Genomic DNA, 22035 nt, shown 5'->3' on the forward strand with positions numbered 1-22035 from the left:
CCATGACCAGCCTGAAGAGCAGCCGCAGTCACACCCTCTGTTCGCGGGTGGCGGGCCTGTTACTGGCACTAGTCGCAACGGCGGCCAGCGCCAGCGATGGCCAGTGGTTCGAGGAGTTCAAGGCAGAAGCCAGCGACGCCGATCTTTATCGCTTCCTGTATGCGCTGCCCAAGGGCGGCGACCTGCACAACCACCTCACCGGTTCCAACTTCAGTGAGTGGTGGTATGACCTGGCCACCGACCAGAAGCTGAACGGTGGCTACCAGTACTACACCCGGGTGCGCATCGATAACTGCGCCGGCTACGGCAGCAACATGTTCGGCATGGCGCCCTACCTGCTGTACTTCCGCAACCTGCAGGAATCCAGCTACCAGCAGCTGTCCGAGTGCGAAAAGGGCGAGTACAAGAAACTCGAGGCACTGGATCCGAAAGAGAAGGCCGCCTGGCTGGACAGCATCCGCCTGGACAAGGCGCACGAGGGCCGCGAGGAATTCTTCCAGACCCACTGGCAGCGCCTCAATGAGCTGGGCCGCAACCCGCATATCAACGCCGAGATGCTGGTGCGCAACATGCAGGCCTTCGCCCGCGAGGGGCTCAGCTACCTGGAGACCATGGAAGGCACGCGCTACTACCTGAAGCCCGATGGCAGCGACTATGCCCCCGACGCCGTGGCGGATATCTTCCGCGCGCGCCTGGCTGAGCCGGATGCCCGCGCCACGGACGTCACGGTACGCATGCAGTACTACCTGCTGCGCTTTACCGACAACGCCGAGCAGGACCTGGAGTGGATCTACAAATTCGTCGACCGCCACCGCGACCTGTTCGTGGGCATCAACTTTGTCGGCCGCGAGGACAACGACAAGGGGCACCCGCTGCGCTTCCTGCCCACCCTGCGCAAGATGCGCCGCGAGATTCCCGCAATCCCGCTGGCCATCCACGCCGGCGAGGTGGACGAACCCAACCAGCATGTGCGCGATACCCTGTTGCTGGGCGCCAGCCGCATCGGTCACGGCGTCAACCTGATCAGCGACCCGGACACCATGCTGCTGATGCGCAACAGCAACCAGCTGGTGGAAATCAACCTGATCAGCAACCTGCTGCTGGAATACGTGGACGACTACAGCCAGCACCCGTTCCCCGAGTACCTGCGCACCGGTATCCCGGTCGCCCTGTCCACCGATGACCGCGGCATGTGGGATTCCAACATGACCGATGAATACTTTGTCGCGGTCAAGGAGTTCAACCTGTCCTGGGAAGAGCTGGTGTCACTGGGTCGCAACTCGCTCAAGCATGCCTTTGTCGACAAAGAGACCCGGGACCGGCTGCTGCACGATTACGAGCTGCGCGTCGATGCCTTCCGCAAGCGCCTCGAGCATCGCGGTACCGCAGTGCTCGGTGATGTGGTTCCCCGCAGCCACAGCTTTACCTGCAAACACTACGGCCTGTGCGAGTTCACCACACCGGTCACCGCCGCCAATTGAACTGCTGAACCGAGAGCCCCCTATGCATCCTGACGATGGACTGCAACAACGAGAAGAGAAAAAGATGTCGAAAAACTTTTCCCCGGCCCGCCTCGCCCACGCGGCGATCCGCTCACCCCTGGTACTGATCCCGCTGCTGCTGGGCCTGCTGTTCCTGGCCGCCTGTGAACAGCGCGATACCGGGGCCGCCGCTAATGCCAGCGCGCAGGAACCCATCCCGGTCAGGGTGGTGGTGATCAATATGTTCGAGATTGGCGAGGACCAGGGCGATACCGCCGGTGAGTTCCAGCTGTGGAAAGAACGCCAGCAGCTGACCCAGCGCTTTCCCTTCCCGCAGTCACACCACGACCTGTACCTGAACCCGGAAACCGGCGTCCTGGGTATGGTGACCGGCATGGGCACCAACAAGTCCGCGTCGGCGGTAATGGCGCTGGGCCTGGACCCGCGCTTCGACCTCAGCAAGGCCTACTGGCTGGTGGCCGGCATTTCCGGCTTCGACCCGGCCGACGGTTCCATCGGCTCCGCCGCCTGGGCCGAGTGGCTGGTGGACGGCGACCTGATGCACGAGATCGACAGCCGCGAAATCCCCGAAGACTGGAGCACCGGCATCTTCCCGCTGTTCAGCAAGGGCCCCTACCCGGAAAAGCGCCCGCCCAACCAGGGCGAGGTATTCCAGATCAACGGTGATCTCACCGAGTGGGCCTACCAGCTGACCAGGGACACGGAGCTGAGCGACGATCCCACCATCGCCGAGAACCGCGAGCACCTGGAAGGGTACCCCAATGCCCAGCGCAAGCCGTTCGTCATGAAAGGGGACAACCTGGCCGGCATGACCTTCTGGCACGGCGAGCACCTGAACCAGTGGGCAAACAAGTGGGTGGACTACTGGACCGAGGGGCAGGGCAGTTTCGTCTCCTCCGCCATGGAAGACACCGGCACCGCCCAGAGCCTGTTCTACCTGGACCGCGCCGGCAAGGCCGACTACGACCGGCTGATGGTCCTGCGCACCGCCAGCAACTTCACCGTACCGCACCCGGGCATGACCGCCGCCGAGAGCCTGCTGAGCGAGGGCGAAGACTACGCCGGCCTGGCCATCGCACTGGAAAGCGCCTACCGCGTGGGCAGCCGCGTGGTGAACACCCTGGTGGATAACTGGGATGTTTATGCGGAGCAGATGCCGTATGAGGTGGAAACAGAAGCTGAAGAGGCCGAGACAGACGCTGCCGCTGAATAACCGGCCTTACCCGGGTTAACTAGTCAGAGAATAGTAACCCGGTAATTCTAAAAGATCGCGAAGAACGCAGGCCGCCCCGGCGGCCTGCGAACATTCCCCGAATTTTCCAGTTGTTATCCCACCGTAAAATTATCCCCACCACACTGGCTGAAAATTACTCCGCTGGTTTATCCCCACTACTGTTATCAACAAATTGCCGATAACACCTTGGGGAAAAGTTAAAGGATAACTTTCTTCAGTCCGTTTTTACTTACAAAAACAACTGTTAATAAAACGCCCTAGCCCGCGCCACATCATTGCTTCCGGTTGTTATCAACCACTGTTGTTAACTTTTCCGGAAGGCTTTATTGGAAAACTGAAGCGGGGATAACTGCAGAGCTTTACCCTCACAACCGGTTTGCCAGCACTTGGTTTCTGGATAACTTTACTGCAATGTCCACAAGCAGGCCGGGTTTTGTCTGTTTTATCGACGGGGTGGCAGTTGCCCCTGGCCAGCATGGAAGTTCTTTTAGTGATCCCGGGTAGCATTCGGTTGCTGGTGTAGTAGGTCCCACCACCAGCATGCTGGCCGTCTCTCGCAAATCGTTGTTTTTTCACACGTTTTTTCCGGGGCCAGTAACCATGCGGTTCCGGCGGGATACTCAAAACTTATTCACAGATCTATCCCAAGAATGTGTTAGTAACCGGAATTTCATCATCGCCCGGTTTAAGTGGTGGTTATTAAACGCTGCAGTGAGCACTCGCTGACCCTGCCTGTGGCAGCAGGGCTCGAATCGCCGGGTGTGAATAAATTGGCAAGGCGTGCATCGCAGTGCAAGTTGGCGGGGCCGAAACCGGGTTGGCAGGTTGTTCGACGGGGCGGGCCAGGCTTTTTAAACACAAGCCGGCGCCGGCTGTGGGAAAGTCGCCGGCCTGTGGCCGGCGGGGGTGAAGAGTATCTGTCGGTGGCAGCCGCAGGCCAGGGCTAGGGGGCCAGCATATGGTCCTGCTTGCGTTCCTCGCGGCAGTAGGCAATCACCGCCTCCACCTGCTGCGCCGCCAGTCCGGTATAGGTGGTGGCATCGAACAGTGCGTCCAGTTGTTCGCCGCTGAACAGCGGGCCCAGGTCGTCGCTGCGCTCGATTGCCTGGCGCAGGGTGATGCCCTCGTCCATGGCGTCGGTGGCCAGCTCGTGCAGGCGGGCGTTGGCGGTGGTCTTGCCAATCTTGTCCGCCAGGGCAAAGGCCACCCGCTGGGACAGGATCATGCCACCGGTCTTGTCCAGGTTGGCCCGCATGGCCGCCGGGTTCACCTGCAGGTTGGACAGCAGGCCCCTGGCGTCCGCCAGCATCTCTTCCGCATCCAGCGAGATCTCTGCCAGCAGGCGGTTGGTGCGCGAGGTGTTGTCCCGCTCGAACACATTGATCATGTCATCGGCAATGGTCTCCGCGGTGCGCGGGATGCGGCGGGCGTAGAACACCAGCGCCTCTGACTTGCTGGGGTTTTTCTTGTGCGGCATGGTGCTGCTGCCCACGGCGGTCTTGCGGCGAACCTCTACCGTCTCACCGATATCCGTCATCTGCAGCAGGAACAGCTCGTTGCCGACGCGCCCCAGCGAGCGGCTGATCATGGCCAGGGTGCCGGCGTACTCGGCAATCACATCGCGCGCGCCGTGCCAGTCGTCCGCATAGGGTTCCTGCAATCCCAGGTGCCGGGCGAAGGCGCGTTCCACCTCGATACCCTTTTCACCCAGGCCCACGTAGCTGCCTACCGCACCCTTGAGGATGCCGGAGCGCAACAGGCGGCCATGCAGTTCCTTGAGCCGCTCGATGTTGCGGCGGTTTTCCCCCAGCCAGGTGCTCACCTTCTTGCCGAAGGTGATTGGCAGGGCGTGCTGGCCCAGGGTACGCCCGACCATCACGGTATTTTTGTGCTCGTCCGCCAGGCGGATCATGATTGCTTCCAGTGCCCGCAGATCTTGCACCAGGGTGCGGGTGGCTTGCTCGAGTTGCAGCACCAGCGCGGTATCGTAAATATCCACCGTGGTCGCGCCGAAGTGCATATACTCGGCGGCCTTCGGGTCCATGGCCCGCTGCCAGACGTTCAGCAGTGCCACCATCCGGTGGCGCACCACGGCGTATTCACTGGCCAGGTCTTCCTGGGAGACATACTTCGTGCTGCCCTTCGCGGCCATCTCGGCCGCGGCCCAGTCGGGAATGATATCCAGCTCGGCCTGGGCCGAGGCCAGCGCCACTTCGATATCCAGCACCTTCTGGGTCTTGTTTTCCGGCGAGAAAATCTCCTCGATGGACAGGGGCGGACTGTCCGGGGCGGCAGTTGCGGCCAGGGCGGGGGTGGCTGCCAGCAGGCCCAGGGCGCTGGCGGCGAGGAATTGCTTGATGGATGCCATGAGTGGGGCTCCTCTTTTGTCTCCGGCTTTTTTGTCCAGCCGGGGGCGGGCACCGGGGAACAACACCCCGGCGCCCGCAAACGCTTACAGGCCCAGAACGCGCGGCGCCCACTGGGTGGCGACAATGGCCAGCAGCACCAGGCTGAGCAGGTTCAGTGTCACACCGGCGCGCACCATCTGCGGAATCGTCAGCATGCCCGAGGCATAGACGATGGCGTTCGGCGGCGTGGCCACCGGCAGCATGAATGCACAGCTGGCGGCCAGCGTGATCGGCACGCACAGCAGCAGCGGGGAAATATCGGCCTGCACCGCGATGGCCGCCACCGCCGGCAGGAAGGTGGCGGTGGTGGCCAGGTTACTGGTGAGCTCGGTAAGGAAAATCACCAGCCCGGTGGCTGCCACCACCAGCGCAATCACACCGATCGCCGACACCAGCGACAGGCTCTCGCCCAGCCAGGCCGCCAGGCCCGAGGCGGACACCTGTGAGGCCAGGGCCAGGCCGCCACCAAACAGCACCAGCACGCCCCAGGGCAGCCGGCTGACGTCCTGCCAGGTCATCAGTTGCTCCTGCCTGGAGTCACCGCTCGGCACCAGGAACAGCAGCATGGCCGCGGCCATGGCGATGCCGGCGTCCGAGAGCCCCTCGAGGCCGAAAGTCGATGAAAGCGGGCGGCGCAGCATCCACGCCAGTACCACCAGCGCAAAGATGATGGCGACCCTTGCCTCGGGTTTGGAGATCGGGCCCAGCTCGGCTTTCAGTTCCTGCAGGTGCGCCTTTACCTCGGCGTTTTCCGGGATCTCCACCCGGTAGACCCAGCGGGTCAGCAGCAGCCAGCCCAGCGGCAGCAGCACGGCGGCCACCGGTACGCCGATCAGCATCCAGCGGGCAAAGCCGATCTCGATACCGTAGTTATCGGCCAGGAACGCGGCCAGCAGCGCGTTGGGCGGGGTGCCCACCAGGGTCGCCAGCCCGCCGATGGTGGCGGCGTAGGCCAGCGCCAGCAGCATGGCGGTCTGGAAGTGCGAGCGGGCGCGCTCGGACAGCCCCTCCACATTTTCCACAATGATCGCCGTCACCGAGATGGCGATGGGGAACAGCATCATGGTGGTGGAGGTATTGGTCATCCACATGGACAGCAGCGCCGACACCAGCATAAAGCCGCCGATCATGCGCCGGCCATCGGTGCCGGTACGGCTCAGGATCATCAGCGCGATGCGCTTGTGCAGGTTCCAGCGCTCCACCGCCAGGGCCAGCACAAAGGCACCCATAAACAGGTAGATGATCGGGTTGGCGTAGGGGGCCGTGGCCTCCTTCATGGTGCTGATGCCCACCAGCTGGAAAGTGGCAATGGGCAGCAGCGCGGTCACGGGCACGGGGACCGCCTCGGTGGCCCACCAGGCCGCCATCCACAGGCCGATGGCCGCCACCTTCCAGGCCACCGGGTTCATGGTGGTCTGCACGTCGGCGAACAGCATCATCAGCACAAACAGTGCCGGCCCCAGCAGCAGCCCGATGCCCTGGTAGCCGGGGCGCTGGATGCCGGCGCCACTGCCGGGCTGGGAATGGGCAAGGTCGGGAGTATTGCTCATCGAATTTACCTCGGGAATATGCGCGAATTGGCGGGGCCGGTTTCCCGCAATAGTGCACTGCGGGAAACCGGCTTGCCAGTGCCTGGCTTAGAAGCTGGACTTCAGGCTCAGGTAGTAATAGCGGCCGTAGTCGCTGTGGGCATCGGAGAAGTAACCGAAGTAGCGGTCGGCCAGCGGCGCGCGCTCGTCGGTCAGGTTCTTGACCCCGAAGCGCACACGGTTGCTCGCGCCGGCGTAGTCGAAGCGATAGTCGACGGTGGCATCGTAGGTGGTCATCGACGGGATGACGTAGCGGGTACCGTCTTCCAGGGTCAGGGAATCCTGGTAGAAGTCGCCGATCCGGAAGCCGCTCAGGGACGCACCGAACTGGTCGTAACGCCAGTTCAGCTGCACCGAGTGGCGCTCTTCCTGGTTGCCGTTCTTGCCGATCAGGTCGGCAAAGCCGGCGACCGGGTAGTTGACCGGGATATCGCCGTTCTGCTGCGCCTGCACCAGTACCGCCGCATCGCCACCGGCATCCTGCTCGAACTGGGTGGTGAAGGAGCCGTTGTACTTCAGGCCGAACTCACCGATATCGGTGTACAGGTCGTAGTAGATGCCCACGTCGTAACCGGCCAGGGTGCGGGTGTCCAGGTTGGCATAGCGGTCGTTCACCGAGTCGATGCTGCCCGCGGCACAGATACCGGCGGCCTCGTAGAAGCCCGCCTCGTCGGGATCCACCTCACCGCGGCTCACCGCCGTGTTGCCCACCGAGCCGCAGTTGGCGGTGCCGTTCTGCAGGCGGTAGTACAGGTCCAGCAGGGTGTGGTTTTCCTCACCGAACAGGCCGATGGTGTCTTCCTTCTCGATGGACCAGTAATCCACGGTCACGGTCAGGCTGTCCAGCGGGGTGAACACCAGGCCCAGCGAGGTGTTGGTGGACTGCTCGGCTTCCAGTTCATCGCTGCCCTGGGCAATACGCTGGATCGAGTAGCTGCAGTCGAGCACATCCTGGTCCGGGTCGCCGCCGTTCTCGGCCGCATAGACGCAGGCCCAGTCGGTGGTGGAGCTGTTGCGGGCGATGATCTCCTCATTGATGGTGACCAGGTTCGGTGCGCGGAACGCCTCGGACCAGGAACCGCGCAGCAGCAGCTGCTCAACCGGGCGGTAGCCGAAGGCCACCTTGCCCACGGTGGCATCACCGAAATCGGAGAAGTCCTCGTGGCGCAGCGCCAGCTGCATGTCGAAGTTATCGAATACCGGCACCTGCAGCTCGCCGAACAGGGAGGTGACAGTGCGCTCGCCGCTGTTGTCCGGGGTCGGGCTGGAGTTCACCACGTCGGAGACAAACGGATAGGTATCGCCGTCCTGGTCGGTGAACTGGATGGTGCCGTCGAGGCGATCATCGCGGTCGTCGACGAAGGATTCCTCGCGGATCTCGAAGCCCGCCAGCGCCGCCACCGGACCGGCCGGCAGGCTGAACAGGCCATTGTTGGAGAACTTCACGTCGAAGCTCTTCAGTTCGCTCTCGCTGTCGCGGCGCACATCGATCAGCGCGCGCTCGATATTGCTGTCCACGCCACCGCTCAGCGGGTTGTAGGCTGCCTCGGTGGTATCGTTGAGGGCTTCCTGCATCAGGGTGTTGGACACGCGGTTGCGGGTCACGTCAGTTTTCTCGTCGCGGTTCCACAGTACCGCGGTTTCCCATTCCCAGTCCCCCAGGTCGCCGCGCAGGCCCTGCAGCAGGCGGAAGTTGTCGCCGTCGTTCTCGACGATGCGCGGCAGCTCCGCAAAGCGGTAGTTGTCGAGGATGAAGTCCTCGCCGAACGGGTTGTAGGGGTTTTCCGCCGGGAACAGAAGCTCCGAGGTGGAGAAGGAAGCGGTCGGGTGGCGGGACATGGTGGTGGCAGAGCGGTACAGGCCGAACTCCGAGAAGCTCTCCATGCCGTTGCCCAGGTCGTGGTTCAGGAATACAAACAGGTTGCTGCGCTCCAGCTCCGAGCTCACATCGCGGAACTCGTTCAGGTTGTAGCGCTCGGTGCCCTGGCCGTCGACCGCGCCGCACACATACTGGTTGATGGCGTATTCGCAGCGCTCGTCACCCACCGGGTAGGTCTCCAGCTCACCGCGGCTGTCGGTAATGCCGTCGATGCTGCCGCTGGGCATATCCAGCTGCGGGTACAGCGAGTTGGCGCTGTTGTTGCGGAAGGCGGTGTCGTCGAACCAGGGGGAGTTTTCCGGGATACGCTCGCGCAGGTCGGCGTCGGCCCAGCGCGGGTCTTCGGAAGCGGCGATGCGGTCGCGCTGGTAGTGGCTGAAGAAGGCGCTCACATTGGTGCGGCCCTCGTTGAAGTTTTCGCCCCACTCGATGCTCAGTTTCTGCGTATCGCGCTCGAAGTTGTCGAACTCGGAATGCTTGACCGACACGCTGAAACCGTCGAAGTCGCTCTTCAGCACACTGTTGACCACACCCGCCACGGCATCGGCACCGTAAATCGCCGAGGCGCCGTCGCGCAGTACTTCCACACGCTGCAGGCCGGCGGTGGGCAGGATATTGGAGTTGACGGTGGTGACCGGCACAAAGCTGCCGCCCACTTCCTCGGTCTGGTAGGCCGCGGAATTCACCACCCGGCGGCCGTTCAGCAGCACCAGGGTATTGCCGGTGCCCAGGTTGCGCAGGTTGAAAGCGCCAATGTCGCCGCGCGCGGAGTTCACGCCACCGCTGATGTTCTCGGCTTCGTTGAAGTAGTTCTGCCCGTTTTCCGGGATCAGGGCCAGCAGCTCATCGCCGGAGTCGACCCCCAGTGTCTCGATATCCTCGGCATTGATCACGGATACCGCCAGGGCATCATTGATCTGGGCACCCTTGATCTGGGTACCCACCACCGTTACCTCTTCCAGTGACTGGTTTTCGGTTGCAGCTGTGGTGTCGTCACTCGCCTGGCCCTGGATGGCCAGTGCCAGCGGGCTCATCAGCATGCCGGACAGCAGCGCCAGTGATTTTTTGCTGCGGGGGTCTCTCATCGCTTTTCTGCTCATGGTTGGCATTCCCTTATTGTTTGAATTGGGATCTTGTTAGAGTCGCGTACAGGCCGGGACTGGCCCGGCAGAATTACCTCTAACTGGCTCAACGCATGGGCAGGCAAAATCCCCTAACGGGATAATGAAAAAAAGTTGGTCAATCGGCGCTGATCAGGTTTTGCTCAATTGACGGCGGCTGGGCGTAGTGGGCCGGTGCCGGTTCGGCGGACTGCCGGGGCTGGGAGGCGGGAGGCTGGCCCAGGGACAGGACCAGGCCGATGGCGATCAATGCCATGGCCACCACCGGTTGCCATTGCTGGCGGAATGATGGCGCGTTGGCGGCAGCGGCAGTGTCTGCGGGCGGTGCCGAAGGGGAGGGGGCCCGGGGTGTCGCGGGCTGCGGGAACAGCAGTACCCGGGGTGCATCGATCCGGGCGCGCACCGTGGACAGGGTGGCGGCGCGGGCGTACAGCTGCGACAGCTCATCGAAGGCCCAGCGGTGGGTCGGGTCCGCGTCCAGCCACCTGGAGAGGCGCTGGCGCTCGTCGAGCGAGACATGGTCGGCGTCCAGGCGCGCGAGCCAGGCCGATGCCTGCTCCTGCACCTCGTCGGGGATGCCGATACAGAGCCACTCATCCAGCTGCAACTTTTCCCTCCCTGGCCGGTACCTGTTGGGTATTGGTGGTTTCACCAGTAGCGGGATGCAAACCGCCTGCCACAATATGGTTGCGGCACAGGCGCATGCCCCGCGCCAGGTGATTTTCCACCGTCTTGGTGGAAATGCCCAGCACCTCGGCGATCTGCCCGTGGCTGAGGCCATCGATCTTGCGCATCACGAACACCTGCCGGCATTTCAGGGGCAGGGCATTGATGGCCGCCAGCAGCGCGCCCTGTTCCTGTTCCCGGCTGATGCGGCTCTCCACCGCCTCGTGGTGCGCCGGCATGGCCAGCTGCACCTGCGCACCCCGCTCTTCCACCACCTTCTGGTGCCGCAGGCGGCTGATGGCCTCGTTGCGGGCCACCCGGTAAAGGAAGGCGCGCGGTTCCGGCGCGCGGTCTTCCCGCAGTGCCAGCAGCAGTTTCAGGTAGGCCTCCTGCAGCACCTCCTCCGCCTGGGCGGGTTCCAGCATGCGGCGCAGGCTGGTCAGCAGCGGCTCGCGGGTTTCCGCGTGAATACCATTGAACAATTGCTCGACGTCCGGCGCCTGCCGGGACGCGGGCTTGCCGCCAGAAAACGGATTGAGCAGGAACCTGGACAGGAAACTTTTCGACATGGGCGCCTTTTCATTTTTATAGTATCGGAGCGCGCACCAGCGCTGGTATCGCCGGATAGTAGCATGCTGGCTGGCGGGGATTGTAGATATCCACAAGCCGATCTGTGGACAAAAACAGGCCACCGGTCGAAAGGGAACCACAAAATGAAGTATGTACTTACACTCCTGCTGGCCCTGTCACTGTGGGGGTGTGGTTCCCCGGCAACGGCACCGGCCGCGCCCGATCGGGCCGCCGCCGCTGTAACCGCCGCGCCGCTGCAGCGCGCCATGGTGGCGCCGTCGCTGGTGTACCGCGCCATCGAAGTGCAGCAACAGCTGGATGCCCGTGAAGGCGAGCTGTTGGCGGCGGGCGCGCCCTGGTTCAGGGTGGTGCCCGGGCGCATCCCGGTGGTGATCACCGCGCCCCACGCCACCCGGCCGCTGCGCAACGGCAAGCGGCGCTTCTCTGATGGCGGCGGCACCGCCGCACTGGCGCTGGCGCTGGCCGAGCTCACCGGCGCCCATGTGGTCTACACCACCGAAGAGGGGCCGTCCGACCCCAATTACCACGACGACAACGCCTTCAAGCGCGCGCTGGCAGGCCTGGTGCGCAAACTACAGCCGCGCTATGTGCTGGATATCCACGGCAGCCACGCCTTCCGCCCCTACGATATCGACCTGGGCACCATGCACGGCGAATCCCTGCTGGGGCAGGGCCACCTGCAACAGGGCCTGGTCACCAGCCTGCGCAACGAGGGCATCCTGAATATTTCCGGCAATTATTTTGCCGCGGCAAAAAACCAGACCATCACTAAATTTGTCGCCGCCCTGGGGGTGCCCGCCATCCAGGTGGAGGTGAACACCACCTACCTGTCGCCGTCCGCCGGCAAGATCGAGGCGCAGCGCTTCAGCCAGCTGGCCCAGGCCATGGCCAGGTTTATCGAGTCGGGTTGGGAGCGGCCGCGGGGTTGAGCGGGCAGGGCGCCCGGGCTGCGGTTACAGTTCGTCCCGGGTCAGGCGCTGGTCCATCGCCGGCGGCTTATAGTCGTTCATCCTGGCCAGCAGGCCCGCGGGGGTGTCCGCCTCCAGCAGCATATTGCGGTACTGGGGCTGCAGCAGCTGTTCATTGACGCAGTGATCCAGGAAACTGGCCAGGTGCTGGAAGTAGCCGGCCACATCCAGCAGGCCGCAGGGTTTGCGGTGGAAACCCAGTTGCGCCCAGGTGAGGATCTCGAACAGCTCCTCTAAGGTGCCCAGGCCGCCGGGCAGGGCGATAAAGCCATCGGAGAGCTGCTCCATCATCGCCTTGCGCTCGTGCATGGAGCCCACCACATGCATCTGGGTGACACTGGGGTGGGGCACCTCGCGCACCGCCAGGGCCTCGGGGATCACGCCGGTCACGCGGCCGCCGCCGGCCAGCACCGCATCGGCTACCGCGCCCATCACGCCGATACTGGCCCCGCCGTACACCAGCCCGATATCCCGCGCCACCAGCTCCGCCGCCAGCGCCTCGGCCGCCTGGCGGTATTCGGGCAGGCGCCCGGGGCTGGAACCGCAGTAAACACAGATATTCTTCATGCTTTTATTCATTCCCCGTTGATGGATTGGGCACTGCGCCTATTGTGCCCGCATCCTCAACGGTTTGCCCCCGGCTGGAACTGGTACACCACCTTCAGCCAGAAATAATCCCCCTCCGGGGTGTTCTCGGTATCCAGTTCCGGCAGCCAGCTGAGTTCCACCAGGAAATTCTCGCTGCCCTTGGGCACCATATAACCAATCACCGGGCCGATGCCCGCCGTGCGCTGCTTGAAGTCCCCCTGGATAATGATGCCCGGCTTGCGGTCGTCGCTGATCTGGTCGGCCCAGAAACCGTTCAGGCCCAGGGTCAGGAAACCGCTACCGGCCTTGATCATCTGCTGGATGCTGGCGTCCAGGTGGAACAGCCGGCCGCTGCGGTAATTGGTATCGTCGTTTTCCTCGTTGAACATCACCCCGGCGAACGCCGAGAAATTAAAGCCCGCGGTGGGGTTGGTGTAGGCAGCGCCGCCCACCAGGTCCAGCGCCCAGTAGTTCAGCCCCTCGTTCGCCAGCCGGCCGGCCTCGTAATCGCCGGTGGGCGCGTGGGCAAAGGCGGCAAAATTGTATTGCCAGCAGTCGTCCTCCCAGGCCATCAACGCCGGCACCAGGGTGGTATCCCCCAGCCCGGACACGGAATCCCGCCGGCTGAAATTGCCCAGCGGGGTCTCCACCGTACCGGTGACGGTGACATCCACCCAGGAGGGGAAGGCGCCCAGGGTGTAGTCGGCACCCAGCACTTTCTTCTCGAAGGTATACAGCAGGCCCGGCACAAAGGCATCGATTTCCACATCCAGCCCCAGCGCCACCAGGCCGGCGATGGGGGTTTCCGCCCCGGCGGCGAAATCGCCGCTGTAGTGCATGTACTGGGGCTTGATCACCCAGCCCTGCTGCACCGGCGCCCGGTCGATCAGCGTGGCCATGGAGCCCGGCACGTAGTAACCGATACCGCCCTCGGTGGCGTGGCCGGCGCCGGACGCCACCAGCAATGCCAGCGCCGCCCACAGGCGCCACAAAACCGCGCCCCGGCGGGTGCCGGCAACCAACGCACAAGCTTTACCGCTAATTCCCTGCATAGCACTTTCCCCGACTTCCTTGCCCGTCGTTTCTTTCACCGCCGGTATGTGGGCACTGACCCACTAACCGTGGCGAGATACTCAGGAAAGTCTAGTTCGCACCCATGTACCAACCGCGAACTGCGGCATTGCCGGCGCGGGGTTAGTCGCAAATAGCGCGTTAAGCGCCAGCGGCCCCACGGGCGTTGCCGCCCAATGGCGCGTCATTAAACCGGCACGCCGGTGCAATGTCGTGTAATCGAAAACTGCCGACCAACGGTTCACTCCTGCGACACACGTGGTAGAGTTTCGTGGCTTGCGTCACAAAGCTGCATTTAAAAGCAGCATCACAATAAAGGGCGCCGGCCCGATAACAACAATGCATAAAAATCGCGGAGCGTATTATGGCGAGCATCCTGGGGGCGCGTCTGAAGCACTTCCTGCCCATCCTGCTGGCATCCACCTTCTTCCTGGCCACAGCCACCAGCGCCCGCGCGGCAGATGCCGGTGAGCAACTGCAGGCAATCATCGACGAGCACTGGCAGTACAGCCTGCGGGAAGACCCGATCATGGCCGGGCGCATGGGCGTGCCGGATTACAACGACCGCCTGCCCGGCGTCACCGCAGAGGACCGCGCCCGCCGCCTGAAGGCCGAGCAGCAATTCCTCAAGCGCCTGCAGCAGATAGACGGCGATGACCTGAGCCAGGACCAGCGCATCAACCGCGACCTGCTGGCCTGGGTGCTGGAAAACTCCATCGAGGGCAACCAGCTGTTCCTCGACCGCATCCCCTTCAATACCTTTTACGGTTTTTACAACTCCGCCGTGGAGGCCAACGATGGCCTGGCCATGAACGATGTAAAAGCCTACGAGGATTACATCGCCCGCATTCGCGACTTCGGCCGCTACTTTGACGAGAACATCGCCAATATGCGCCAGGGCATAAAGGACGGTTTTGTGCAGCCGAAGATTGTGGTGCAGGGCATTGCCCCCACCGTGCGCGCCCAGGTGTACGACGACCCAACCGAGAGCCGCCTGTACAAACCCTTCGAGAAAATGCCGGACTCCATTCCGGCCACAGAACAAAAGCGCCTGCGCACCGAGGGCAAGAAAGCCATCGACGAGGTGGCCACCCCGGCCTTCGCGCGCCTGGCCGACCTGCTGGAGGGCGACTATATGCAGGCCGCCACCGACAGCATCGGCGCCGAGCAGCTGCCCGGCGGCAAGGACTACTACCGCCACGGCATCAAGACCTATGTCACTCTGGATATGGACCCGGCCGAGATCCACAAGATCGGCCTGGCGGAAGTAAAGCGCATCCGCACGGAAATGGACGAATTGATCGAGCAGAGCGGCTTCGACGGCAGCTTCGCGGAGTTCACCGAATTCCTGCGCACCGACAAACAGTTCTATGCCGAGACCCCGGAAGAACTATTGAAGGAAGCGGCGTATATCTCCAAGAAGATCGACTACCGCCTGCCGGCCCTGTTCGGCAAGTTGCCGCGCCTGCCCTACGGCGTGGTGCCGGTACCGGACGCCATCGCCCCCAACTACACCACCGCCTCCTACAACCCCGCAGCCATCGGCGGTACCCGCGGCGGCGCCTACTGGGTGAATACCTATGCCCTGGACCAGCGCCCGCTATACGAACTGCCGGCCCTGACCCTGCACGAGGCCGTGCCCGGCCACCACCTGCAGGGCGCACTCAGCCAGGAACTGGAAAACGTGCCGGAATTCCGCAAGGGCCTGTACCTGAGTGCCTTCGGCGAGGGCTGGGCGCTCTACTCCGAGCGCCTGGGCAAGGAGATGGACGGCATCTACACCACCCCCTACGAACACTTCGGCCGCCTCAGCTACGAAATGTGGCGCGCCGCCCGCCTGGTGATCGACACCGGCATCCACTCCCAGGGCTGGACCCGCCAGCAGGCACTGGACTTCCTGGCCGACAACACCTCCCTGTCAAAAGCCAACGTGCGCGCCGAGGTAGACCGCTACATCTCCTGGCCGGGCCAGGCGCTGTCTTACAAGATGGGGGAGATCAAGATTCGGGAGTTACGTGAGAAGGCTGAGAAGGAGCTTGGGGACGAGTTTGACCTGCGTGAATTCCATGATGCGGTTTTGGCTAATGGGGCTTTGCCGATGGGGATGTTGGAATTAGAAATCTTCCGGACTATCCAAAAAATATAAGCTAAGGCTGACCTAGCGAAATTGGCGATATAAGTTTTATGGTAACAGTATGAAACACACAGGAGAATTTCTTGTACTTAGATACTCACTGGTGCAAGAGGCTCAAGAAAGTATTGACTCCTCGCCACTACCGGAACCCAAAGGGGTTGCTGTTAGAGTCGCGCTCATTGGTGACCGAGAATTCGTGCGCAACAATGTTCGCTATGCATTCGTCGGTTTTTCCGAGGTGAAGCCAACTGAAAAAACTCAGTTCCGAGCAGGGAGATATATCGTTGGTAAGGTTGCAAAGTTGAGAACCGCACATGTCGGAGAAAAGATACCCGGAGACATTGTTGAACATGAGGCAGATGACTGGATCCCACTTGTGGCGGTTTTTGACTTGCAAGAGCAATTTATTTTTGTTCAAAAAGACTGGAAATTTGGAACGGAATCCCAAATCGGAAACGCTATACAGGCCGGTCTTCGAGAGCCTATATTGGCAAAATACAATCATAGAGTCTTTGTAGAGCCAAAAACTAAGACCGCAGAATTTTGGTCCGTAGTAAAATCTCACAGCAAAATATATAGACTGGAAATTAGGCTGATATCCCCAAATATACTTCGCACAAATGAAAAGGCGCGGGAGGCACTGGAAGAGCTGAAAAAATTATATGGTCAGGATGAAATGACTTTAGCGCTTGAAAATGAGTCAGGGAAACTAGAGGTTCCAAAAGAACCTATTGCCGACTACATTGATTACGCTGCCGAGGGGGAAGGCAAATGGACACTTGTAACCGAAGGGACCCGGGGAGGAAAGAAGAAACATACAAGTGAAACTGCTGCAATTTCAGTCGAATTACCAGTGCCAACTGAGGAAGAAATTCACAATGAAGGCCAGCTTGAGTTAGAGACCGGTTTTCCCGCCCCAGGAAGAGAAACAAGTGATGCAAGCTTGATTGCTCAGGTAGTAGGTAAATCTGAATATCTCTCTCGCGGCGAAAGTGATGACTAGGTTTCTTCTTATATTTACATTTGCGTTTAGCTTAACTCTTTTAGCGACTTATTACTTAGAAAGTCTTGCAGCACCAATATTTGAAGAGCTCTTATCCGCTTTCATTGTTATTGCAATGATTACGGGTACTCTATCGTATGCTCTATATGCATATATCGATGGCATTTCGAAAGATGTCGCCGCAGATAAAAAGAATATTGGTAAGCGCAATTACAATGTCGTAGTAGATAAATTGAACGGGTTAAAGAGAGAGATTCTGGTAAATGCGTTTTCCGTAGTTGGTCTATTAGTATCTGAGCGCATTGCACATGGAATTTCTCTTGTTTTTCCCGTTAGTAGCGAAGACCCGTTCAATTGGTTGTGGGCCTCTGCTATATCAATTCGTATCGCATGCTTAGCACTAAGCGTGTACATTGCTGCAATTCAATTTCGGGGATTCATTATCTCTAACGAATATCGCGCGATAATTAGTCGGAGCTAAGCTGTCTAATCATAATTATATCCAGAATAGCCTCAAAACGTAATCTCAAGATTTAAAGTGACTAAATATTATTGCCAATGATGTTGCCCAGATCATAAATACTACCTAGTTCCAAAAATAGTTATGAGCATTCAAATAACCAAAATAGATATCCACAACTTCCGTTCAGCTCGCGATCTATCAATCAACCCAGCACGATTAGCTGTTTTGGTTGGGAAGAACGACTCAGGAAAATCCAACATACTTCGGGCGCTAAACCTATTCTTTAATGGTAAAACAGATCAAGAAAATTACTTTAATTTTTCAGTTGATCACAATATACATAATAAACCTAACCGTCGGGCAAAAGAAATTTCAATAAAAATTGAATTAATACTTCCAGATAATTACCGCAGGGTGAACGGCGATGTGATTTTATGGGAAAAGCGGTGGCGCTCTGGGGGGCAGGTTTTTAATAAGTATGTCGGGCGGCGTAGGGTGGCCGGACCACGAGGCGGAATATCATGGGAAGATGTGCAGATCCCGGAAAGATCGAACGTTCACTCATTATTAAGAAATATAAACTACGTCTATGTACCTGCTATTAAAGATCCTGAGTACTTTTCAGAACTCAGAGCAAGTATTTACGATGTCATTGCTGACGTAGCTGACCGCGAATTTCGTGATTCTAGTCATGATTTTGAGCGTTCGATTTCCAATCAATTACAAGATTTAACAGCACAGATAACGAGCTCATTGGGTTTTCAGTCGAGATTAGCTTTGCCTAGAGACCTTAGTCATATCTTCGAAAGCCTAGACTTCCTTAGTAATAAGCAAAACATATCACTAGATGCCCGCGGTGATGGTGTTAAGGCTCGCCATATTCCCCTTATTTTAAAATTTATGGCTGACAAAAAGCGTAGCCTTCAAGGTAGAGGCGCTCAACCATATACATATATCTGGGGCTATGAGGAGCCGGAAAATAGCCTGGAGCTGTTAAGTTCAGTTGAGCTTGCGGACCAATTCTGGGAGTTCGCAAATGATGGAATAGCTCAAGTCTTTTTAACGACACATTCTCCAGTGTTTTACAATCTTCATCTGAAGCAACGTGAGGACGAAAGTCAGATCTCATGTCATCACATGTATCATACTTTCGGAGAGGATGGCACTAAAGAAACTCAAGAGCTGACTAATCTAGATGAGCGTATGGGGACGACCGCAATGTTTGCGCCAATGGTAGCCGAGCTTGAGGATCAAGTTCGACGGAAAGAGTTGGCAAAAGCAGAAGTTGAAGCCATGGCCAGGGCGAATCGACGAAAGCTGTTTGTTGAAGGGCCGTCGGATAAATTAATTTTAGAAAAAGCTCTGAGCGTATTTGCTCCCGTCCACTCAAAAGAAATAGATGTGGAAACTCGAGATTCTGGAGGCCATTTATATGTTATCGATATGCTTCTGTCTTGGCGCAGTCGAGCAAAACATCATCCTGAACTTCCGCGAGCGGCGGGCCTTTTGGATTTAGATGCTGAGGCAAAAAGAGCTGCAGACGAATGGAATAAAATCTCTGATAATATTAAGTCGGCTAAATGCTTTAAATTGCCGAAGCCGACACATATTCGACCAGTCCTGAAAGCAAGTTTTAAAATACCTGTTGTATTAGAGACATTATATGACAAAAAAGCTTGGATGTGGGCAAAAGAACGCGGGCACCTCGAGCAAAGAAGGCTCTCTGACGTGATACCTTCTCCGCTAAACGATAAAATACTTACAGGGGATGAAAAGTTAGAAGACCATCTTGAAGAAGATTGGAAAATTTTTGTTACGCATGTATTCCAACAAGTAGGTAAGGCCCCAATGGCAAGGTTTTTATCCAAGAGGCCTGATGAAGAGTTTCGTGAAAGGTTCTCGGTTTTGGAACCGGTTATAAAAGATATTGTTGCTTATCTATTTCCAGATAAATAGTAAATGACCTACAAATAATTGGGGTCAGAGTAAAATTTTAGTGTGACAGAACACGTAGAGATTCTGGAATAAAAAGGACAACCACCAATTGAGGAGTTCCGCGTAATTAACAATAATTGAAAAATTGGGGTCAGAGTAAAATTTTGACGCGATATGCCTCTCAAACAATTCGAGCCTAGTCGTAGTTTTGATTAAAGCGGTCAGGTTACCCAAAATGCTTAAGGAAGATTGCCCGGTTAGCAAAGAGCTAGCGGACCCCAAAAACGATCTGAGGTAAAATTTGAACCCGTATTAGTAGTGCACAATAGAGAGGCATAAGGCATTGGCCAGGTCCAAAAAATACGCACCTGATGAGATTGATAAATTAAAGGTATTCTATCCAAGAGATACGCGTACCAGGAGACTTTCAGATCTCAGGTGTAGCCGTTTTGGCCAACTAATCGTTGTTGAGTTTGCTGGTAACGTAAAGGGTCATCGATACTGGTTCTGCAGGTGTGACTGTGGATCTTACTTTAGGACTGCCGGGGCTAACTTAAGGCATGGAAAGACAAAATCTTGTGGTTGTTTACTAAAGCAGAAAGGTCGCACGACAAAAACTCTTCCCGAAGGAGAATTTCGCAAATGGAAAGGTGACTCACTACCACCATTCTATCCTGATGGGAAAAGCTACTATAAGTCCAAGACAGGAATTAATATTTCTTTGCCTACTTTCTTGTACCTTCAAGGTGTTAAAGGAAAGGGGGAAAAGTTCTTCAAGTTTGGAATCTCTAATGACTGGCCGGAAAAGCGAACAGCAGCAATCAATATAGACTCACCCTACAAACATGAACTCGTCGAATGGTGGTGCTTTGAAGATGGTCAATTTGCGCTGGATTTGGAACTTGAGCTTAAGAAAGAATTTAAATCTTACCGGCCGCGAAGAAGATTCGATGGGAGAACTGAAACATTTTCTCGAGAATCTGTTGGCGTATTCTATCTATTTATAAGAAGATCTATTATGGAGTCAGGTGGTAGGCTAGTTCAGTGGAGAAGCGAAGGATTAAGTAGATATGTAAGATGTATGAATGTTACGTTTCCATAATAAAAAATAGTCTTTCTCAATAATGTTTCCAACATAGAAGTTAGCTCTTACTTATCCATAATCTCAACGGTAAAGTTTTAGATGGCTGAAGGCAAAGTTCTGAAATCACAAATGAATAATTTGCTCTACAATATGCTATGAATAATGGAATTACTTATGCATATGGGAATTAAAGGACACCCATCTATTACATGGCTTCCCGTAGATGACTTCGGTTTGCGTTGCCAAGTGTTAGAGAGTAGGCTGAGGGAATAAGCAGCCTTCGAATATGCGGCATCAGACGTGGATTATTAATAAACTATTTTCCTTATTATGTAATACAGATGAAAGAAATTAAGAAATACGTTGCATATTTATTTAGTGCGTTCGCTGGCGCTACTGCCTGGGTAGCATCGGTGAGCTTCTTACCTGAAATTGCCCATACTGATCCAAAGGTGGCTGCAGCAATAGTGACTGTTTAGGGCACGTTGGTAACAGGAATTGTTCTGGCAATTATAAATCAGTATAGCGGGAAAAAAAGGGAAATTGACGCTCAAAGAAGTATCTCCGAGAGAGAGTTAGAAGTGCAGAGACAAATTAGAGAGCGAGAGTTGGAGGTGCAACAACAGATACGTGAACGTGAAATCGAAGAATCTCACCGCGAAAGAAAAGTGGCCATGTATCTTGAGTTTGTGAATATGGTTTCTGCTTTCATGCAGGGCGGAAATCCTGAAAATAAGAAAAAACCACTGAGTCAGCAGCAAATACTCGACAAAATTGAAAAATTTCAAAATGGTATCCTCCTCTGGGGAGGCCCAAATGTTTTGAGGGCGTATCTGCACTATAGAGTTGTCGCTGTAGATTGCAGTGATCAATTATTCCCTTCAATTGACCAACTTTATCAAGCGATTCGGGAAGATATTGGACTTTCTAATGAAGGCCTTAACCGACTAGACACTGTGCGCCTATATCTAAAAAATCCGGAAGAATTAGATCAGCTTATTAACATAACAAGTCAAGGCAGCAAGCCACCTGCGGCGGGAACCCCTGCAGGCCAAAGCACTGTTTGATATGCTGCGCCACTTATCAATAACAAGGACACCCGCTAAATAGACTGTTAATCTTTGCTTGCTATACGCAGGGCTTTCATTCCTATTTTCGTATGTTTCGCGCACAAAATACCCAACGATAAACGAAAATCACATCAATGCTAAATATGGTTGAGTATAAAGGGAAATATTCGGATCTATTTGATCCAGATTATTCCATCCACTATGAGTCTCGTAGAGGTCACGGCTTCGAGGGTAAAGATTTTTTTGTTATTTTTAACGGAGCAAAAATTGCTGAGGCGGAGTTTGTAAAATCGAAGAGTGGTCTTCATTGCAATAACATTGAGGTCTTAGAAGAGCACCGCAGAAAGGGAATTGCAAATTCCCTATATCTCATAGCAGAGGAATTATTTGACTGCAAAGCTAAAAATGTCTGGAAAGGCACGAGATCCCAAAGTCGACTAGGGGCTAAATTATGGTCGCAGAAAAACAGACCATTTGGCTGAAATATCAAAACAAATTGCTAAAGATTGCTGAGACATCATGGATAATTTGAGTCAGGGTAAATAGAAAATGTCGCCCACCAATTGAATAATTAACTGTAGGCCATTCCGAGTCGGCCGGAATGGTATTGATCATTGAAAATTGCCCTCACCGCAGACGTGATTTCTGGCTATGGTCTTACCCACAAAAAGTAGACACTCTAACTAGGCGCATTTGCGCTCATACTCTGCTGGGCTTATATGCCCGATC

General features: G+C 57.0%; 17 protein-coding genes. 10 read left to right on the forward strand and 7 right to left on the reverse strand.

The window, feature by feature from the left end; all coding sequences use genetic code 11:
* Positions 1–2: 2 nt before the first annotated feature.
* Positions 3–1481: an adenosine deaminase family protein gene (locus tag LVD10_RS06215; protein ID WP_237062444.1), complete on the forward strand. Its 1479-nt coding sequence runs from the start codon at positions 3–5 to the stop codon at positions 1479–1481.
* A 241-nt stretch (positions 1482–1722) separates the two neighbouring features.
* A complete protein-coding gene (locus LVD10_RS06220; RefSeq protein ID WP_439651219.1) occupies positions 1723–2715 on the forward strand; it encodes a purine nucleoside permease in 993 nt (330 codons plus the stop codon).
* Between the two features lie 964 nt (positions 2716–3679).
* Here the strand turns inward: LVD10_RS06220 and LVD10_RS06225 are convergent.
* The 5 genes from LVD10_RS06225 to LVD10_RS06245 form a co-directional block, all read right to left on the reverse strand.
* Positions 3680–5104 (reverse strand): class-II fumarase/aspartase family protein, encoded by a 1425-nt coding sequence (locus LVD10_RS06225; protein WP_237062447.1) that lies wholly within the window; start codon positions 5102–5104, stop codon positions 3680–3682.
* A gap of 84 nt (positions 5105–5188) precedes the next feature.
* Positions 5189–6694 (reverse strand): SLC13 family permease, encoded by a 1506-nt coding sequence (locus LVD10_RS06230; RefSeq protein WP_237062449.1) that lies wholly within the window; start codon positions 6692–6694, stop codon positions 5189–5191.
* An 87-nt stretch (positions 6695–6781) separates the two neighbouring features.
* Positions 6782–9697 (reverse strand): TonB-dependent receptor domain-containing protein, encoded by a 2916-nt coding sequence (locus LVD10_RS06235; protein ID WP_237062451.1) that lies wholly within the window; start codon positions 9695–9697, stop codon positions 6782–6784.
* A 154-nt stretch (positions 9698–9851) separates the two neighbouring features.
* Positions 9852–10340, reverse strand: a complete 489-nt coding sequence (locus tag LVD10_RS06240; protein WP_237062460.1) for a FecR/PupR family sigma factor regulator — start codon at positions 10338–10340, stop codon at positions 9852–9854.
* A complete protein-coding gene (locus LVD10_RS06245) occupies positions 10327–10968 on the reverse strand; it encodes an RNA polymerase sigma factor (protein WP_237062462.1) in 642 nt (213 codons plus the stop codon). The genes LVD10_RS06240 and LVD10_RS06245 overlap by 14 nt, the downstream gene beginning before the upstream one ends.
* Positions 10969–11112: 144 nt before the next feature.
* Here LVD10_RS06245 and LVD10_RS06250 point away from each other — a divergent pair, with 144 nt between their 5' ends.
* Complete coding sequence (locus LVD10_RS06250; protein WP_237062464.1) at positions 11113–11919, forward strand: hypothetical protein; 807 nt, start codon at positions 11113–11115, stop codon at positions 11917–11919.
* 24 nt (positions 11920–11943) lie between these two features.
* Here LVD10_RS06250 and LVD10_RS06255 read toward each other — a convergent pair whose 3' ends face one another.
* Together LVD10_RS06255 and LVD10_RS06260 are read right to left on the reverse strand one after the other, a co-directional pair.
* On the reverse strand, positions 11944–12525 hold the full coding sequence (locus tag LVD10_RS06255) for an LOG family protein (RefSeq protein ID WP_237062466.1): 582 nt from the start codon (positions 12523–12525) through the stop codon (positions 11944–11946).
* Between the two features lie 56 nt (positions 12526–12581).
* The gene (locus tag LVD10_RS06260; RefSeq protein WP_237062468.1) at positions 12582–13598 is read right to left on the reverse strand and encodes a SphA family protein; all 1017 of its coding nucleotides are present in this window, start codon (positions 13596–13598) and stop codon (positions 12582–12584) included.
* Positions 13599–13981: 383 nt separating this feature from the next.
* Here LVD10_RS06260 and LVD10_RS06265 point away from each other — a divergent pair, with 383 nt between their 5' ends.
* The 7 genes from LVD10_RS06265 to LVD10_RS06295 all read left to right on the forward strand — a co-directional run bounded on the left by LVD10_RS06265 (position 13982) and on the right by LVD10_RS06295 (position 21788).
* Positions 13982–15763, forward strand: coding sequence for a DUF885 domain-containing protein (locus tag LVD10_RS06265; protein ID WP_237062470.1), 1782 nt, complete (start codon positions 13982–13984; stop codon positions 15761–15763).
* A 49-nt stretch (positions 15764–15812) separates the two neighbouring features.
* Entirely contained in the window at positions 15813–16754 is a 942-nt protein-coding gene (locus LVD10_RS06270; RefSeq protein ID WP_237062472.1) for a DUF4747 family protein, read from the forward strand.
* A gap of 604 nt (positions 16755–17358) precedes the next feature.
* Positions 17359–19173 (forward strand): ATP-dependent nuclease, encoded by a 1815-nt coding sequence (locus LVD10_RS06275; RefSeq protein ID WP_237062475.1) that lies wholly within the window; start codon positions 17359–17361, stop codon positions 19171–19173.
* A 322-nt stretch (positions 19174–19495) separates the two neighbouring features.
* A complete protein-coding gene (locus LVD10_RS06280; RefSeq protein WP_237062477.1) occupies positions 19496–20254 on the forward strand; it encodes a GIY-YIG nuclease family protein in 759 nt (252 codons plus the stop codon).
* Positions 20255–20577: 323 nt separating this feature from the next.
* Positions 20578–20715, forward strand: coding sequence for a hypothetical protein (locus LVD10_RS06285; RefSeq protein WP_237062479.1), 138 nt, complete (start codon positions 20578–20580; stop codon positions 20713–20715).
* A 102-nt stretch (positions 20716–20817) separates the two neighbouring features.
* Positions 20818–21303 carry a hypothetical protein gene (locus tag LVD10_RS06290; protein ID WP_237062481.1) on the forward strand — a complete coding sequence of 162 codons (486 nt, stop codon included), beginning with the start codon at positions 20818–20820 and terminating at the stop codon, positions 21301–21303.
* Between the two features lie 137 nt (positions 21304–21440).
* Positions 21441–21788 (forward strand): hypothetical protein, encoded by a 348-nt coding sequence (locus tag LVD10_RS06295; RefSeq protein WP_237062484.1) that lies wholly within the window; start codon positions 21441–21443, stop codon positions 21786–21788.
* Positions 21789–22035: the final 247 nt, after the last annotated feature.

Origin of the sequence: Microbulbifer zhoushanensis (assembly GCF_021729055.1) — a bacterium.
GTDB lineage: Bacteria > Pseudomonadota > Gammaproteobacteria > Pseudomonadales > Cellvibrionaceae > Microbulbifer > Microbulbifer zhoushanensis.

Bases quoted from the DNA above. Each gene is read 5' to 3' on its own strand.
- LVD10_RS06285 (WP_237062479.1), top strand. From the start codon at position 20,578: ATGAAAGAAATTAAGAAATACGTTGCATATTTATTTAGTGCGTTCGCT.
- LVD10_RS06215 (WP_237062444.1), top strand. From the start codon at position 3: ATGACCAGCCTGAAGAGCAGCCGCAGTCACACCCTCTGTTCGCGGGTG.
- LVD10_RS06220 (WP_439651219.1), top strand. From the start codon at position 1,723: ATGTTCGAGATTGGCGAGGACCAGGGCGATACCGCCGGTGAGTTCCAG.
- LVD10_RS06295 (WP_237062484.1), top strand. From the start codon at position 21,441: ATGCTAAATATGGTTGAGTATAAAGGGAAATATTCGGATCTATTTGAT.
- LVD10_RS06255 (WP_237062466.1), bottom strand. From the start codon at position 12,525: ATGAAGAATATCTGTGTTTACTGCGGTTCCAGCCCCGGGCGCCTGCCC.
- LVD10_RS06225 (WP_237062447.1), bottom strand. From the start codon at position 5,104: ATGGCATCCATCAAGCAATTCCTCGCCGCCAGCGCCCTGGGCCTGCTG.
- LVD10_RS06235 (WP_237062451.1), bottom strand. From the start codon at position 9,697: ATGAGAGACCCCCGCAGCAAAAAATCACTGGCGCTGCTGTCCGGCATG.
- LVD10_RS06265 (WP_237062470.1), top strand. From the start codon at position 13,982: ATGGCGAGCATCCTGGGGGCGCGTCTGAAGCACTTCCTGCCCATCCTG.
- LVD10_RS06245 (WP_237062462.1), bottom strand. From the start codon at position 10,968: ATGTCGAAAAGTTTCCTGTCCAGGTTCCTGCTCAATCCGTTTTCTGGC.
- LVD10_RS06260 (WP_237062468.1), bottom strand. From the start codon at position 13,598: ATGCAGGGAATTAGCGGTAAAGCTTGTGCGTTGGTTGCCGGCACCCGC.
- LVD10_RS06275 (WP_237062475.1), top strand. From the start codon at position 17,359: ATGAGCATTCAAATAACCAAAATAGATATCCACAACTTCCGTTCAGCT.
- LVD10_RS06250 (WP_237062464.1), top strand. From the start codon at position 11,113: ATGAAGTATGTACTTACACTCCTGCTGGCCCTGTCACTGTGGGGGTGT.
- LVD10_RS06230 (WP_237062449.1), bottom strand. From the start codon at position 6,694: ATGAGCAATACTCCCGACCTTGCCCATTCCCAGCCCGGCAGTGGCGCC.
- LVD10_RS06270 (WP_237062472.1), top strand. From the start codon at position 15,813: ATGAAACACACAGGAGAATTTCTTGTACTTAGATACTCACTGGTGCAA.